Origin of the sequence: Glaciecola siphonariae, from assembly GCF_042652645.1 — a bacterium.
Classification (GTDB): Bacteria; Pseudomonadota; Gammaproteobacteria; order Enterobacterales; family Alteromonadaceae; genus Glaciecola; species Glaciecola siphonariae.
The window spans coordinates 2108298-2121153 of record NZ_JBHSGU010000002.1; the positions used below are offsets into that span (position 1 = coordinate 2108298).

21 protein-coding genes are annotated in these 12856 nt (G+C 41.7%); 2 read left to right on the forward strand and 19 right to left on the reverse strand.

Annotated elements, in window-relative coordinates; translation table 11 throughout:
• The first annotated feature begins 6 nt into the window (after positions 1-6).
• Positions 7-1578, forward strand: coding sequence for a sugar ABC transporter ATP-binding protein (locus ACFO4O_RS10570; RefSeq protein WP_382408147.1), 1572 nt, complete (start codon positions 7-9; stop codon positions 1576-1578).
• A gap of 3 nt (positions 1579-1581) precedes the next feature.
• Positions 1582-2505, forward strand: a complete 924-nt coding sequence (locus ACFO4O_RS10575; RefSeq protein WP_382408149.1) for an ABC transporter permease — start codon at positions 1582-1584, stop codon at positions 2503-2505.
• Positions 2506-2527: 22 nt separating this feature from the next.
• Here ACFO4O_RS10575 and ACFO4O_RS10580 read toward each other — a convergent pair whose 3' ends face one another.
• The 19 genes from ACFO4O_RS10580 to ACFO4O_RS10670 all read right to left on the reverse strand — a co-directional run bounded on the left by ACFO4O_RS10580 (position 2528) and on the right by ACFO4O_RS10670 (position 12695).
• Complete coding sequence (locus tag ACFO4O_RS10580) at positions 2528-3442, reverse strand: DMT family transporter (RefSeq protein WP_382408151.1); 915 nt, start codon at positions 3440-3442, stop codon at positions 2528-2530.
• Positions 3443-3644: 202 nt separating this feature from the next.
• Positions 3645-4007 carry a hypothetical protein gene (locus tag ACFO4O_RS10585; RefSeq protein ID WP_382408153.1) on the reverse strand — a complete coding sequence of 121 codons (363 nt, stop codon included), beginning with the start codon at positions 4005-4007 and terminating at the stop codon, positions 3645-3647.
• A gap of 80 nt (positions 4008-4087) precedes the next feature.
• Positions 4088-4876, reverse strand: coding sequence for a YwqG family protein (locus ACFO4O_RS10590; RefSeq protein ID WP_382408155.1), 789 nt, complete (start codon positions 4874-4876; stop codon positions 4088-4090).
• Between the two features lie 53 nt (positions 4877-4929).
• The gene (locus tag ACFO4O_RS10595; RefSeq protein ID WP_382408157.1) at positions 4930-5301 is read right to left on the reverse strand and encodes a hypothetical protein; all 372 of its coding nucleotides are present in this window, start codon (positions 5299-5301) and stop codon (positions 4930-4932) included.
• A 144-nt stretch (positions 5302-5445) separates the two neighbouring features.
• Entirely contained in the window at positions 5446-5646 is a 201-nt protein-coding gene (locus tag ACFO4O_RS10600; protein ID WP_382408159.1) for a hypothetical protein, read from the reverse strand.
• 321 nt (positions 5647-5967) lie between these two features.
• Positions 5968-6258: a hypothetical protein gene (locus tag ACFO4O_RS10605; RefSeq protein ID WP_382408161.1), complete on the reverse strand. Its 291-nt coding sequence runs from the start codon at positions 6256-6258 to the stop codon at positions 5968-5970.
• 149 nt (positions 6259-6407) lie between these two features.
• Complete coding sequence (locus tag ACFO4O_RS10610; RefSeq protein WP_382408163.1) at positions 6408-6671, reverse strand: Txe/YoeB family addiction module toxin; 264 nt, start codon at positions 6669-6671, stop codon at positions 6408-6410.
• The gene (locus tag ACFO4O_RS10615) at positions 6664-6918 is read right to left on the reverse strand and encodes a type II toxin-antitoxin system Phd/YefM family antitoxin (protein ID WP_382408165.1); all 255 of its coding nucleotides are present in this window, start codon (positions 6916-6918) and stop codon (positions 6664-6666) included. Before ACFO4O_RS10615 ends, ACFO4O_RS10610 begins: the two co-directional genes overlap by 8 nt.
• 181 nt (positions 6919-7099) lie before the next feature.
• A complete protein-coding gene (locus tag ACFO4O_RS10620) occupies positions 7100-7513 on the reverse strand; it encodes a helix-turn-helix domain-containing protein (protein WP_382408166.1) in 414 nt (137 codons plus the stop codon).
• A 170-nt stretch (positions 7514-7683) separates the two neighbouring features.
• The gene (locus ACFO4O_RS10625) at positions 7684-8139 is read right to left on the reverse strand and encodes a hypothetical protein (RefSeq protein WP_382408167.1); all 456 of its coding nucleotides are present in this window, start codon (positions 8137-8139) and stop codon (positions 7684-7686) included.
• A gap of 141 nt (positions 8140-8280) precedes the next feature.
• Complete coding sequence (locus ACFO4O_RS10630) at positions 8281-8427, reverse strand: hypothetical protein (protein ID WP_382408168.1); 147 nt, start codon at positions 8425-8427, stop codon at positions 8281-8283.
• A gap of 113 nt (positions 8428-8540) precedes the next feature.
• Positions 8541-8699: a DUF4124 domain-containing protein gene (locus tag ACFO4O_RS10635; RefSeq protein ID WP_382408169.1), complete on the reverse strand. Its 159-nt coding sequence runs from the start codon at positions 8697-8699 to the stop codon at positions 8541-8543.
• Positions 8700-8780: 81 nt separating this feature from the next.
• On the reverse strand, positions 8781-9257 hold the full coding sequence (locus tag ACFO4O_RS10640; protein ID WP_382408170.1) for a hypothetical protein: 477 nt from the start codon (positions 9255-9257) through the stop codon (positions 8781-8783).
• Positions 9258-9653: 396 nt separating this feature from the next.
• On the reverse strand, positions 9654-9983 hold the full coding sequence (locus tag ACFO4O_RS10645) for a hypothetical protein (RefSeq protein ID WP_382408171.1): 330 nt from the start codon (positions 9981-9983) through the stop codon (positions 9654-9656).
• Positions 9984-10150: 167 nt separating this feature from the next.
• Positions 10151-10543: a hypothetical protein gene (locus tag ACFO4O_RS10650; RefSeq protein ID WP_382408172.1), complete on the reverse strand. Its 393-nt coding sequence runs from the start codon at positions 10541-10543 to the stop codon at positions 10151-10153.
• An 83-nt stretch (positions 10544-10626) separates the two neighbouring features.
• Positions 10627-10980 (reverse strand): hypothetical protein, encoded by a 354-nt coding sequence (locus tag ACFO4O_RS10655; protein WP_382408173.1) that lies wholly within the window; start codon positions 10978-10980, stop codon positions 10627-10629.
• A gap of 153 nt (positions 10981-11133) precedes the next feature.
• Complete coding sequence (locus ACFO4O_RS10660; RefSeq protein ID WP_382408174.1) at positions 11134-11640, reverse strand: GrpB family protein; 507 nt, start codon at positions 11638-11640, stop codon at positions 11134-11136.
• Between the two features lie 123 nt (positions 11641-11763).
• Positions 11764-12291 carry a P-loop NTPase family protein gene (locus ACFO4O_RS10665; RefSeq protein WP_382408175.1) on the reverse strand — a complete coding sequence of 176 codons (528 nt, stop codon included), beginning with the start codon at positions 12289-12291 and terminating at the stop codon, positions 11764-11766.
• A 107-nt stretch (positions 12292-12398) separates the two neighbouring features.
• Complete coding sequence (locus ACFO4O_RS10670) at positions 12399-12695, reverse strand: DUF6958 family protein (RefSeq protein WP_382408177.1); 297 nt, start codon at positions 12693-12695, stop codon at positions 12399-12401.
• Positions 12696-12856: the final 161 nt, after the last annotated feature.

Here is a 12856-nt window from a genome sequence, read left to right on the forward strand (position 1 = left end):
CCTATTTTGACTAAGTCCACGCCGCGCCTACAGATATCAAACTTGCACAAGTCGTATAATGTTCCGGTGCTTAAAGGGATTGCGTTTGATGTAAAACCCGGTGAGATTTTCGGCATTGTGGGTGAAAACGGTGCAGGTAAGTCGACTCTCATTAATATATTATGCGGTTTGGTAAACAAAAATAAAGGTAAGCTGTTTATAGACGCCCAACCCTACTCACCTGCGTCGGTGAGCGATGCGATGACTCGTGGCGTTTCAGTTGCCCTACAAGAGCTCAGCCTGATTGACGATTTGAATATTGCCGAAAATATTTCGCTTCGTCGGCTTCCCCATAAAGCGTCGCTCATCAAAAAAGATGAACTTAACAGGCGTGCTCATGCATTACTTGAAAGCTTTGGTTTAAGTGAGCTTAATCTTACACAAAAAGTGGCGGACCTTTCATTGGCGCAAAAGCAGTTGGTTGAAATTTGCAAAGCGCTAAGCGAGCCAACCAAACTGCTTATTCTCGATGAACCCACAGCTGCTCTGAGCTTGCAACAAAGTGATTTATTGCACGCCCACATGCACTCCCTTGCTAGCGCGGGGATGAGTATTATTTACGTTAGCCATCGGCTGTCAGATGTTCTCACTCATTGTACTCGTGTATCGGTATTACGAGACGGACAACTGGTGAACACCTGCCGCACTGAAGAAACCAGCACCGACCAGCTAATAGAGTGGATGTCGAAAGGTGCACTGCATTTTGCAAAATCACTCAACCCGACCCAATCACTAAGTTCTGCACATCAGCGTAATGAGAGCGTGCTTATTGCTAAAAACCTTACAAGCCATGCACTGCCAGTGCCCATTAACCTTAGCCTTTTAAAAGGCGAGACACTAGGCATAGCAGGCCTCGCTGGCGCGGGACGCACGGAGTTACTTGAGGCCCTTTACGGACTCACGCCTTTGGCAAGTGGTCAGGTAATACGCCTGCACAATCAGCATGAGCAGACTATTGCGTCGAGCACGCGGGCGGTAGATTCAGGTATGGGCATGTTGTCAGAAGATAGAAAGCAGCAGGGTATTTTTGCCCAGCAGCCTCTACATTTTAATTGCGCGATTAGCGCTCTAGAGCGTGTGGCAAAACGAACATTTATTCAGCAAAAAACACTTAAGCAGATATGCGATAGTCTGTTTAATCGCTTGGCAATAAAGCATGATTCTCAAAATCAAGATATTGAAAGCTTGAGCGGCGGCAATCAACAAAAGGTGTTGTTAGCACGTTGGCTTTTTGCAAAAACAGAAGTTTTTTTGTTAGACGAGCCAACACGTGGCGTAGATGTGGCAACCAAAGCATTAATTTATGAAGAACTAAAAACGCTCACGCAAAACGGCGCCAGCTGCATAGTTGCCTCAAGCGAAATAGAAGAACTTTTTACGCTTTGCGACCGCATTATTGTGATGAGTAACAAACAAATAGTCGGCCAGCTTACGCGCGACGAATTTGATATGGACAAAGTCCTGCAAATGGCATTTTCGAAAGTGGCTGATAGCTTCTCTTCAGCAGTAACCCCAAATATTTCAAATCAAGTGGAGTAAAACGTGCAGTTTTTAAAATCTTACTTTTTGCTCATTGTGCTGCTTGCGCTCATTGGTTTTTTTGCGCTTCAAACCGATAATTTCTTTTCGTTTATTACTTTATCAACAATTTTGAGCCAGTTGCCTGCACTTACGTTTGTTGCGGTTGGTATGACCTTGGTGTTGATTGTGGGTGGAATCGACCTGTCGGTTGGCGCACTCATGGCACTCAGCAGCGCAATAATTGGCATATTAATGGTGCAGTTTAATATGCCCTTCGCGCTGGCCACTGCCTGTGCGCTGTTGTGTGTTGCCGTCGTTGGTGCCAGCAGTGGCTATTTATCGTCATGGATGAGACTGCCCTCATTTATTGTCACTCTTGGCGTATTAGAGGCGGCTCGCGGTCTGTCTTATGTTATCTCAAATTCGCAAACCATGTATGTGGGTCCAAAAGTACAAGGTTTGACCGACCCTATAGCAGGGTTGGGCATCTCGAGCATGATGTTGCTTGCCTTTTTAGTGGTCATTGTGAGTCATATTGTTCTCAATCATACCGTGTTTGGGCGCCAGTTAATTGCCATCGGCTCTAACAGAAAGGCAGCGCTCATGTCGGGCATTAAGGCCGACCCTAAAGTGTTGATGGTATTTGTTATTTCCGCCCTACTCGCAGGCTTGGCAGGTTTAGCCAACCTAAGTTACTTAGGCTCTAGCGATCCTAACGCGGGGATTGGATTAGAGCTATCTGCCATTGCTGCTGCGGTGATTGGCGGTACCAGCCTCATGGGCGGCAGAGGCACTATTATTGGTACATTTTTGGGTGTACTTATCATTGCAGTGCTCGACAGTGGTTTGGCGCAAATGGGCATGTCGGAGCCGGCAAAACGCATGATCACCGGGGCTGTTATTATCCTTGCAGTATTGTTAGATAAATGGCGAGTGAAACAGTAAATCTCATTATTGCGCTAGGGTGTTAGTGCTGTCTATTGTGTTGAAACGATTCTACACGGCGCGTTTTGTATTTTAATACAATAAAAACGCCGCCTAGTACACACACCGATGCAATGACCAAACGCAAGCTTATGCCTTCATTCACAACGATTAATCCGCCTAGAGCAGCAATGATGGGCACTGTAAGTTGCGACACCGCCGCGCTCATAGCGCTTAATGTTGGTAAAACCGAATACCAAATAGCGTAGCCTATGCCAGATGCAAGTGCGCCTGAGGCGATAGCTAATATTAAGCCATATTCATTGAAATTGGCTTGTGAAAATGCAGCTATTGCTAATATGGCTACGAGTAAGGTGCTACGGGCAAAATTAAAGGCTGTGTCGCTAAGCGCATCTTGGCTTTGCTTGCCTAAAATAGAATAAATCCCCCACGCTAAGCCTGCGCATAACATTAACAGGGCTCCGGTGAGCGTTGGCGTTGAGATAGTTGGGTACAGTAAAAACAACAATCCGGCAAATGCTGCGGCAAGGCCACACCACTGCACAAGGTTTAAGCGCTCACCTTTAAACAAACCATAAGCAATCATCGAGAATTGTACGCTGGCGAATAATATCAAGGCGCCCGTGCCTGTATCTAACTCAATATAGGCATAAGAAAAGCCCACTGCATATACAAACAGAGACAAAGCGCCTGCCCAAGAGCCTCGGTTTTTTGACTGCTCCGAAATAGTTACTAATGGCGGTTTACTTGAGCGCCATTGACGAAAAAGTAATATAACCACAAGCGTGACTGCCCCAGACAATAGGCGAATCGCCGTAAAGCTGGCGGGGTCTATGTTGGCCGACGATAAAGCCAAACGACAGAGTACCGAATTAGCGGCAAAAGCAAGCAATGCCAATATCCAGTATGCAAGCATGTGAGGTGCTAAAAGTGACATATAGACGCGCTTACTTTCGAATGCCTAGTCTTTAGAATTGTCGTTTCCGTGTTTTTTCATAAACAGAATGCCGCCAATAAAAAGCACCAAGATAATAAGCCCAGCCATAATGAGCATGCTAAACAAGGTATCCATAATATTCCTATTGAAGTTAAGGCTTTGAAATACACTGTAGCATGGAGTTGTGGTTACATGCCTATTTTTAGTCGCTGTTAGCCTCTAATTGCTGAACTTCTGGCAACTCACGAAGACTCACCGTGCAATGATTACAGGTAACTTCCCAGTCTGGCTTTGCTGAGGCTAAGAAACAACGCTTAACAGAAAAAAACGGGTTTTGGCAGCCAGGGCAGCGTATAGATTTTTGTTTATAAAACATATAAAACGCTAAAAACGCGATAAACAGTAAACTAGAAGATAACAATATTTTAATGGCTGTGTTATCACTATCTAACACAGCCATTAAACCAAATGTGTTAACGGGTAACAGGCTTAGCGCAAGCATAACAGACATGCAATTGGCTTTATATTGGCGAATAAGTTTAAGTCGTGTTTGTCGTTCATCCATTGTTTATCTCGTCTCTAACATATTTGCGTTTGCAAAGATTTACACGGGTTGTTGGCTCAGATGTTTGCTGATTACGCGTTTTAGCTGCATTGTAATATCAACCAAGGCTTGGAGAAATCACAATTGTTCGCATCGCTTTCTCTCACCCAAAAATACAACATTCCCATATCACCCCACATTGCTTCTATTTCATCATCGGAGTCAAATTGTAAAAGCAACTTCCAATCGAGTAATTCACCTAGTAGATTTTTAGCTTGCTTGGAGTTGTAGCCCTCAGAGTCGCCACAATAAATGCCTCCGCTAGCGAGCTGACATTCCTCTTCCATTGAGTCTTCTTGCACGGGACTTGGAAAGCCACCGATTTGGTGGCGAGGTTCATCACCAAAATTCTCATCGATGAAGTTGTAATATGCCTCGCCATCATCGCCAGTCATTCCAAGCGATTCAAAGTCCAAACTTTGGCCGTCAGGGTAGCTAACAAAGCTTTCGGATTTAAGGTATTTGATTGACGGTAACAAGTGTTCAATAGCCAAATCTAATGGCAACTCAGGTGAGAATAAATCAGAATCACCATTTTCGTATACAGTTGCCCAACCACCAATGTCTTTAGGATCAAAACCCCACGGCCATTGTTCAAAATCGTAGAAAAACAATAGTCTACCGTTAGACGGCAGCCAATCTATCTCTTTGCATGGATTGATTTCTTTTAAATCCAGTTGTCCGATGAAGCCTAACGCTTTGTCATTTTTTCGTGGCCAGTCAAACGGGCCTCCAACCATTGGCTTTGCGCCCAAGAAACTCGATGTACGTTTATCAGACTTAACTAAACGCAAACATTTTTGGCCTAAGGCTAGAATTTTTTCATTCATTCTCAACAACTCGATTGTTTGGTAAACGCGAGCAAAGCGGCATGAGACTCTTTTTAGCTGCCATTACTTATAATTACCGGGGGTTTTTGATTATCCACAAATTCGTAGCTGAAAGCCGATATTATCAATATCAAACTTACCACGTTTAAGCACACAGAAATTTTTCGATACTCGCTCTCATTATTTCGACGATCATAATGATCAATCACTGTTATCAATGCATTCAACGCAGCACTGCCCAATGATGCTGAAAACAGCAATAAGCCAATTCCTTCAAATTCTGTTGGCCCAGAACCTCGCCTACCCGGAAGTGAAAAAGAACCCTCAAAATAAACGTAGAGGCCAAAACCTATAAGAAGTATTGCCCACAGAATGTTGAATATTCTTACGCTTAAGGGAATATGATTCGCAGTGTGTGTTTTCATTATTTAGCGATATTATTAGCAATTAATGTGTAACGCTAGGCTGCTGGGCTCTAATGCAGCGATATAATGGCGATGCGTTACTGTGTGAGCTTGCTGGGCAATGGCACAGGTGTTGAATGCCTTGTTATGAGCCGAATTCAACCCTTAATCCTTTTGTTGCAAGTATTTTGCTTGCTCTTGACTACTTAAAAACCCTTCATTAACCCCCGTTAATAACGGCTCCGCGGCGGTTGCAACAATCAAACAAATAGCCCCTGCAAGCATAATGTTTCGCTTGTTTTTTACATAACCATAAGCGGTAAAGAAAATGAACAATACTGAAAATAGTAGTTGAAGATAAAACATTCTAAGTTCCTTTTATTTATTGATTAGCCGCTTGAATAAGGCATATCTTTACCATCGTCCTAAAACAGCATTTGGAGAGATTATCTTCTGCATATTCTTTATTCAAATGTATATACCACAATTCTACAATATTGATTTTAGTGAGGCCCTACCATGACGCATTGGGGCGTCCCTATGCTGGGCTTTTATTTTGAATAAATACTTGAAAGTTGTTTGTTTCCACTACCACTAAGTCAGAAGTCTTTTCACAGTACCTAACGTATGCATATGCGCTGAACACAGTGAATCCCTCAAGCTCTGGTTATGAACAGGAATGACGTGTTAACTGTTGAATCCAAAACAACCGCCATAATTTTTTGCTAAATAACCAAGTGCAAGGCCAAATACTATGATTGATAAGAAGGAAAATACTGATACTCTTCGCCAAAGCTTGCCGTGTTTACTAAGCATGTCGTTTGGCAAAAAAACATCGCCAAAAAATACTTTCCATATTGGCCCTGTATAGTTCTGTTCAACGAGATTTTGCTGCATTTTGAACGAAGCAAAATTTGCTAGCAATATTGATACGCCAAAGCCTATCAGAGTGAAAATTTCAACTGAGCTACAATTCATTTAGTACGGTTAACACCTTATATACACAGCAGTGGCCGCTCTAGCCAACTTCCAATTTATGCATGGAATAACGCTTACATTAAGCAGTTTGACGGCGCTTTTCCGTCAAATCCAACTTAGTTGTTTTGTTTACTTTCCTTCTCATCATGTCAATAGTGATAACGACAAGAAATTATTACTATGGCGTCACTCTCAACCGCATAAACTAATCGATTTGTATCGTCGATTCTGCGAGACCAAAAACCACTCAAATTCTCCTTTAAAGGCTCTGGTTTGCCAAGTCCATCAAAAGGTGATCGTTTAATATCAATTACCAGTTTATTTATACGTTTAAGAATTTTTTTGTCCTGTGTTTGCCAGTATACGTAGTCCTTCCAAGATTCATCTGTCCATGACAGTAACCTTTTACTCATCCATCAATTTCCTTTGATTATGCTCAGCGTTTTTATATTGGGAAATAGACTTCGCCAAATGAGCAGCATTCGCAGGTGATTTCAGTAAATAAACAGTTTCCATCAAACTATTGTAATAGTCGAGAGACATGACAACTGCGTCTTCAGCGTCTCTTCGAGTAATTACCGTGGTATCCGCGTCGTTGACAACATTATCTAAGACCGTCTTTAGGCCATTTCGCGCTTCAGTAAAGGATACAACTCTCATAACACTTCCTCATGTACAGTTTATAAGACAAGTCTAGCTGATAAGTTGATAGTTGTACAGTTAAGAAGACAACTGTTCTTTGTCAGGAAATTTACACTAAGCTAACAGACAACAACACTGCGGTATAGTGCTCAGCACCGCAGTATTATTGCCCCGTTAAGCGCGTTGTTATATCGCATCCTCACCAATGTTTTTTCGTATCGATGTAATGCTTCATGTTAGAAAAAATGTATGCCAAAAGAAAGAAAGCTGACGTTGCAAATATATCTGGTTTGATAATCCACGTAGCTAAGCCAAGTAGAACCGTCGTAATTTCTAGCATGACAATTTGTTTTCTTGCTTTTAGTCCCCAAAAGGCAAACCTAACCAATAAGGGCTCTTTGTTCCATTCTGCAGATGTTTTGTCTATCACAATAATTTCCTCTTGTAGTTTAGAAATATCAATTTCAAACACAGAGGCAAGCGCTTTGAGTGATTCAAGACTGGCTTTATTACCACTTTCGATTCGTTGAATGGTCCGAGTACTTAATCCGCTCATGATAGCGAGTTGTTCCTGAGACCAATTTCGCTTTTCTCGTAGCCGCCTAACAATCATTTAATTCTCCTTGCCTAAGTGCAACCACACTGTTCCATTTTTTCTTCATTGTCGGTTACGAAATATACCCGACAGCAGCACGACAGACGATGTTTATTGCGATTGGTGTTACCCACTAAAAGTGGCCATCCTCGTTAAGCGCAATGTAACTACCCCTCTTGATGCGTTTGTTATGCACGTTTTAAAACAAGCTCGAATAGCCAGAGCAGAAAATACGTAACGATGCACGCGACTAGTGAGTATGCCGCTGCTGCAATTGGCGCCCAAATGTAGCCTATTGCAGATGTAGATGATGCATGGGCATCTGTGTACAAAGCCTCTGTAACACCCCAATACCCTATGAAGATAATTGCAATAGTTGCAGTAAAGCCCACCCATAATGTCACTTTGCCTGTTAGATGCGTCAACAAGTTTGTGCAGAGAGCGCACAAAACTAAGGGAATAAAAGGAATTAGCCTAAAACCACCACTAAACAACATGGATTCTATACTGGTGTTGCCAAATGCTCTCTGCCAAGCACGACCCACTTCGAAGTCGCCAAGCACAAGCATGACAATGAAGTGATTTAAGTCTTCATTCAGAAGTATAAAAGCTGCGATACATGCTAAAACAAATCCCTTTTTCATGGTTCTCCTCTAAAGTGCATAACGCATTTCTCTGCGGTTGCTTTTAGTTGGCGACTTTGACGCCGCGAGGCGATCCGGAAAAGGTGCCTTCTAAAAGCAATCCGTAGCAGCAACTTGGTATGTGATTACTTGTTGAATGCACTATTTCTTAGCATTTTTAATGCTATCAAATAACGGATTAGGTTTATTTGACGCTTTTATTTCTGCCATTCCTATACTTTTTCCTTTTGGCATTATTATTTTCATCAACACAACAGGCATATTGCTTAGTTTTTGAGCTAGTTTCATAAATTGTTGAGAATCAGACTGTGATTCAAAATTATAAGAGATTGAGACATCACCGTCTTCTTTAACAATTTCTTTTATTTTAATTGAACCTGATTTCTTTAATTTGAGTTCACTTACCCAATCTGTTTTTGGGTTTCAATCACTTCTTGCGCTACTTCTTTCGGGCAAGGAGAATCTGAGAAAGATACGCTTCCATTCTTACCTTCGCACTTATATATTTCAGAGTAAGCATTAACCGAAACTAGACCTAAAATTAAAAATATATACTTCATTTGATTCTCATATTTACATAGCACCGCAAGAAGCGATAAAAATCGCTCGTTATTTTTATCCGCTTAAATGCTTAGTTATGTTCAGCCTCTAATGATGTAGCTGTAAACATTTCCAGATAACCTCTTGTATTCAGGGTCTGCACCAACATTTGAATAATCTACGGAACGATCCACAGGAATGAAAAGACCGCTTTCATTTACGAATGAACTATTTAGTTTGATGTAAAGTCCGTTTGCTTGAACTAGTACCGATTCTGGCTCAAGTTCACTAATTGAATCTGGCAATTTTGCTAAATTGATACTGGACGTTTCAAGTAGCAATATCGCATCTTTTTCAATCAAACCGATATCAATTTTTTCAGCATCAATGTGCTCAACAACACAACCTGCAATACTGATGGAAAAAAGAACGATTAGTAAGATTTTCATTTTACCTTTCAGTGAACATAGCTTTCCAATAACGGGCGCAGACATGTGGGACATAATAGCGAAACAGCCCCGCGTTACTGTCCCTGTGACCGAAGGGAACGAGTTTAGCGCTTTGTTGTGTTTAACCATATGATACAGAAACTACCTTCTCTTCGGGGTTGAATTCAATGTTGCAACTGACTAGGTGAAAATTGAGTTTACTACTATGTGTAATCCGTTTCCCCTGCTCCGTGCTCTCCACTTTGTACTCTGATAAGTCGACTGTGTTTAACTGGCTAATGACAAATTCTAAAGAGTCACCGGTAACATAATTGCCACACAGAAAATAGACTTCTTTGCGTGCCTCATTTGAAAAGAAGCCTAAAATAACTAACCCCAATACAGATACAACAATCGTAAGATATTTAGAATTAAGGAAAGTTTTGCTGTTCATATTTCGGTGTGTCCAAAGAGCATAACACTAAGCTAAGGGGCGAAAATTGCTCTTTATTTTTGTCCGCTTGAATGGTTTGTTATGTACCGCCCTCAAAATAACAACCCAACAAAAGTGCCAATATTGGCGATAAACAATCCGGCAATTAGTCCATAGCCAAAAGCTCTATATACACGGTCATTGGCTTTTTGCCCTTCGATTTCCGCCACCATTTTATCAACGGAACCTAGTGTTTCAGTAAATTGACTGAGTTTATACTTAGTTTCTCCGTTTAATGGGACGCAGTACTGTTTGTGGTTTTTAAAGAACCTTCGCAGGTCTGATTGACTGTAACCTGTTTCTAAGGCAAGCGTAATCACGCCTATACCTTCTTTACCGGAAGATTCCAACGCTTCAAAAACTGTTCGTGCATCAATGCTCATTTAAACTTCCTGTGTTTAACTTTTCTTGAGGTATATAACACTCGTTTAAGCGGCTTAGCGTTTTGGGGTTAATCTGCGATAATTTTGCGAAGCAAAACGCAGATTTACCCCAATGCGCTGAGTCCGAATGAGCAACAGCGAATGGCTTGAAACACTTGTTATATCTCTTATTCATTGTTCAAAACTTTCGACACTGCGTACTCGGCATCAATGATAGCTTTATGCGCTTTTAAGCCCTGTTTTGTTGAATAAAAGTCTGCCGCATTTCTTAATTCATATGGAGCCAAACGAGAAAGTATCGCTTGCTTAAATGCCTCTTTCGCAATCGCACGTTGAGTTGGTGTTGTATTTATTTCTGCACCTTCTGAGGAGATCATAACTACATTCTCTGCGTCCATATATGTGACGCCCAAGCCAAATAGACTGTCAATTGTGTCTTCAATCTCTAGTACGGCATAGAGTCGTTCAAATTCTGCGTCTACGTCTATTTTGTCAGATTGGCTAGTCGAAGCGCATGAAGTAATAAATACGAATGCAATTAACAAAATTCCTTTTCTCATAATTTCCTCAGAAGTTGAAAAAGATATAACACTCGCCTATGCGGTTTTGTGGCGCTCTTCCACAAAATCCGTCTTCATGCTTGTTACATGCGCTCACTACAAACAACCTCATTTTCATTAATAGTTATCGATACACGTTTATTGATTTCATTATTTGTCAAATATCCACACTTCCCATCGAGCACGGAATCATCAGACAAAATAAACTCATATTGATACTCTCCATCAACTTGATTCAATGAATAAAATAGTGTGTTGGAATACCCAGATTCGACCGAACCAAAATCTAGCTGTGATTTAGACAGTCTGACTTTACTTGTTTCGATCGTCACACCTGAGTTGTTGACAAGAGTGATACTAGGCATAACGTAAAAGCTTCCGTAATAAGCAACAACCGCAATGGCAATAACTAAGACAGCAGAAAAAAGAACCTTCATTTAAAACCACATAGCATATAACGCTCGCCTATGCGGCGCACGGTTTGTTGGGTAATTTGCCATAATGTAGCGTAGCGAAATGCAAATTGCACAACAAATTGTGTGTCCGAAGGAGTGCCAACGACTGGCATGAGGCGTTTGTTAGCTGCCATACTAATCTACCGCAAGCTTTTCGTGTTTCACAATAAACTCATTTTTCATTGAAACATACCGTTCAGTATCGTTGTTACAGTTGTAAGCTGCTTGCCGTTTTATGTCGGCATATTCCTTAGCAATATTAGGATGAGCAAGTAGATATTTTTTAAATGCACGGTGGCGCAATAGTCCCAATGAACCTGACTGAAAAGCATGGATGTGGTGCGTGCGATTATCGTCGCCTTTTTGGTAGTAACGTCGCCCAGAGATACCATGTTCTCCCTTAACTTTGTATCCAAGATGAAGAAAACTATCAGCTTTACTGTCAAGCCTCTCAAGTTTATGCGTTTCAATCAGAATATCGATTATCGGTTTTGCAGCCAAACCCGGAATTGAAGTGCTTCCGATGTGTTCGATTTTTACCACCACATCATCAAGCACCGCTTCGAGAGCAAGTTTCTCAGAATAAAATCTGCGCACCCAGTCCGAATCGTAATCTACGACCTCTATCTTTCTAATACTCACGATGTAAACCTTTGGCAGCTAACGCAAAGCTAACGGGCAATAACACTGCGGTAAAGTGCGTAGCACCGCAGTATTATTGTCCCAGTGACCGAAGGGAACGAGTTTAGCGCCTTGTAAGATGCCTTACGCATTAGCTAAAAACAACTCTGCTTGTTTAGGTGATTTGATACGCACAAGCCTAACACTGTTTGCCAGTTCGCTTGCAAAGAGCTTGGCGTATTTACGTTTGGTTTTCCAATAATTTTGAAGCATCCAAACAATGACAGACTCTGATGAGAAGAAATTACGCCTGAATGATTCTGTGTTTCCTGTACCCTCCCAAATTTCCTGTTTTGACCAAGAGCGCTTAAACGAGCGAACTAGAATTTGTTTAAACGTATGAAAGAAGCTGTAATCCAACCAGACGATTGTGTCTACGTACTGCCATTTTAGCGTATTTGTTTTTGACTGATTTCCATCCAATACCCAAGCCTCCTGTTCCAAGAGGCTTTGAAGTTTTAGAAGAAAGTCTTCGGTGTCCAAGTGCTCCCAATTAGGCAGCCAGAAGACAGCATCCATTTCTATGCACGGGAAATCCAACTTTTGAGCAAGGCGACGGCTAAAATGTGACTTACCGCTTCCGCTTGTTCCAATGACATTGATTCTTTTCATATTGGAAAATCTGACAGGCATCTAACACTAAGCTAAGGGGCACAAACGTGGCGCTATAATCCGAAGGAGCGCCATGTTTGTGTCCCTCTTGAGCGCCTTGTTATAAGTCACGGCTGATACCACCTAAGAGGTTTAGTACTCTCTCTTTTTACGACACCTTTTGCTTCCAAATCCAATTGTACAGTTTTAGCCCACCAACCAGATGTTTTGCCCTCTGGAAAAATATCCTGCGATAGTAGTGGTTTGATTTGGTCTTGGATTTCTTTCTGAGTTAATCCTGGGGATGAGTTTGGCAGCAATTTTAAGAAGGCAGCCTTCATCTCATTGTACTTTACAGCATCGACATTTGTCGTTTTGCCTGGCGTATTGATGTTTTCAACTTCTACTTTATTTTTAGAGTTCATAACTCGAAACTTCCTGGCTTATAACACTCGCCTATGCGGCGCACGATTTGTTGGGTAATTTGTGAGCGTCTCGTAATCCCACCTAGTCTTTAGCAAATCGCCATGGTAGCAGTTGCTCGACGTCAGTGTTTTGAGTGGCGATTTGCGCTAGCAAGTGCATT

What these genes read in the sequence shown, in the direction of transcription:
- ACFO4O_RS10580 (WP_382408151.1), bottom strand. Translation starts at nt 3,442, where the DNA reads ATGTCACTTTTAGCACCTCACATGCTTGCATACTGGATATTGGCATTG.
- ACFO4O_RS10585 (WP_382408153.1), bottom strand. Translation starts at nt 4,007, where the DNA reads ATGGATGAACGACAAACACGACTTAAACTTATTCGCCAATATAAAGCC.
- ACFO4O_RS10590 (WP_382408155.1), bottom strand. Translation starts at nt 4,876, where the DNA reads ATGAATGAAAAAATTCTAGCCTTAGGCCAAAAATGTTTGCGTTTAGTT.
- ACFO4O_RS10595 (WP_382408157.1), bottom strand. Translation starts at nt 5,301, where the DNA reads ATGAAAACACACACTGCGAATCATATTCCCTTAAGCGTAAGAATATTC.
- ACFO4O_RS10600 (WP_382408159.1), bottom strand. Translation starts at nt 5,646, where the DNA reads ATGTTTTATCTTCAACTACTATTTTCAGTATTGTTCATTTTCTTTACC.
- ACFO4O_RS10605 (WP_382408161.1), bottom strand. Translation starts at nt 6,258, where the DNA reads ATGAATTGTAGCTCAGTTGAAATTTTCACTCTGATAGGCTTTGGCGTA.
- ACFO4O_RS10610 (WP_382408163.1), bottom strand. Translation starts at nt 6,671, where the DNA reads ATGAGTAAAAGGTTACTGTCATGGACAGATGAATCTTGGAAGGACTAC.
- ACFO4O_RS10615 (WP_382408165.1), bottom strand. Translation starts at nt 6,918, where the DNA reads ATGAGAGTTGTATCCTTTACTGAAGCGCGAAATGGCCTAAAGACGGTC.
- ACFO4O_RS10620 (WP_382408166.1), bottom strand. Translation starts at nt 7,513, where the DNA reads ATGATTGTTAGGCGGCTACGAGAAAAGCGAAATTGGTCTCAGGAACAA.
- ACFO4O_RS10625 (WP_382408167.1), bottom strand. Translation starts at nt 8,139, where the DNA reads ATGAAAAAGGGATTTGTTTTAGCATGTATCGCAGCTTTTATACTTCTG.
- ACFO4O_RS10630 (WP_382408168.1), bottom strand. Translation starts at nt 8,427, where the DNA reads ATGAAACTAGCTCAAAAACTAAGCAATATGCCTGTTGTGTTGATGAAA.
- ACFO4O_RS10635 (WP_382408169.1), bottom strand. Translation starts at nt 8,699, where the DNA reads ATGAAGTATATATTTTTAATTTTAGGTCTAGTTTCGGTTAATGCTTAC.
- ACFO4O_RS10640 (WP_382408170.1), bottom strand. Translation starts at nt 9,257, where the DNA reads ATGGTTAAACACAACAAAGCGCTAAACTCGTTCCCTTCGGTCACAGGG.
- ACFO4O_RS10645 (WP_382408171.1), bottom strand. Translation starts at nt 9,983, where the DNA reads ATGAGCATTGATGCACGAACAGTTTTTGAAGCGTTGGAATCTTCCGGT.
- ACFO4O_RS10650 (WP_382408172.1), bottom strand. Translation starts at nt 10,543, where the DNA reads ATGAGAAAAGGAATTTTGTTAATTGCATTCGTATTTATTACTTCATGC.
- ACFO4O_RS10655 (WP_382408173.1), bottom strand. Translation starts at nt 10,980, where the DNA reads ATGAAGGTTCTTTTTTCTGCTGTCTTAGTTATTGCCATTGCGGTTGTT.
- ACFO4O_RS10665 (WP_382408175.1), bottom strand. Translation starts at nt 12,291, where the DNA reads ATGAAAAGAATCAATGTCATTGGAACAAGCGGAAGCGGTAAGTCACAT.
- ACFO4O_RS10670 (WP_382408177.1), bottom strand. Translation starts at nt 12,695, where the DNA reads ATGAACTCTAAAAATAAAGTAGAAGTTGAAAACATCAATACGCCAGGC.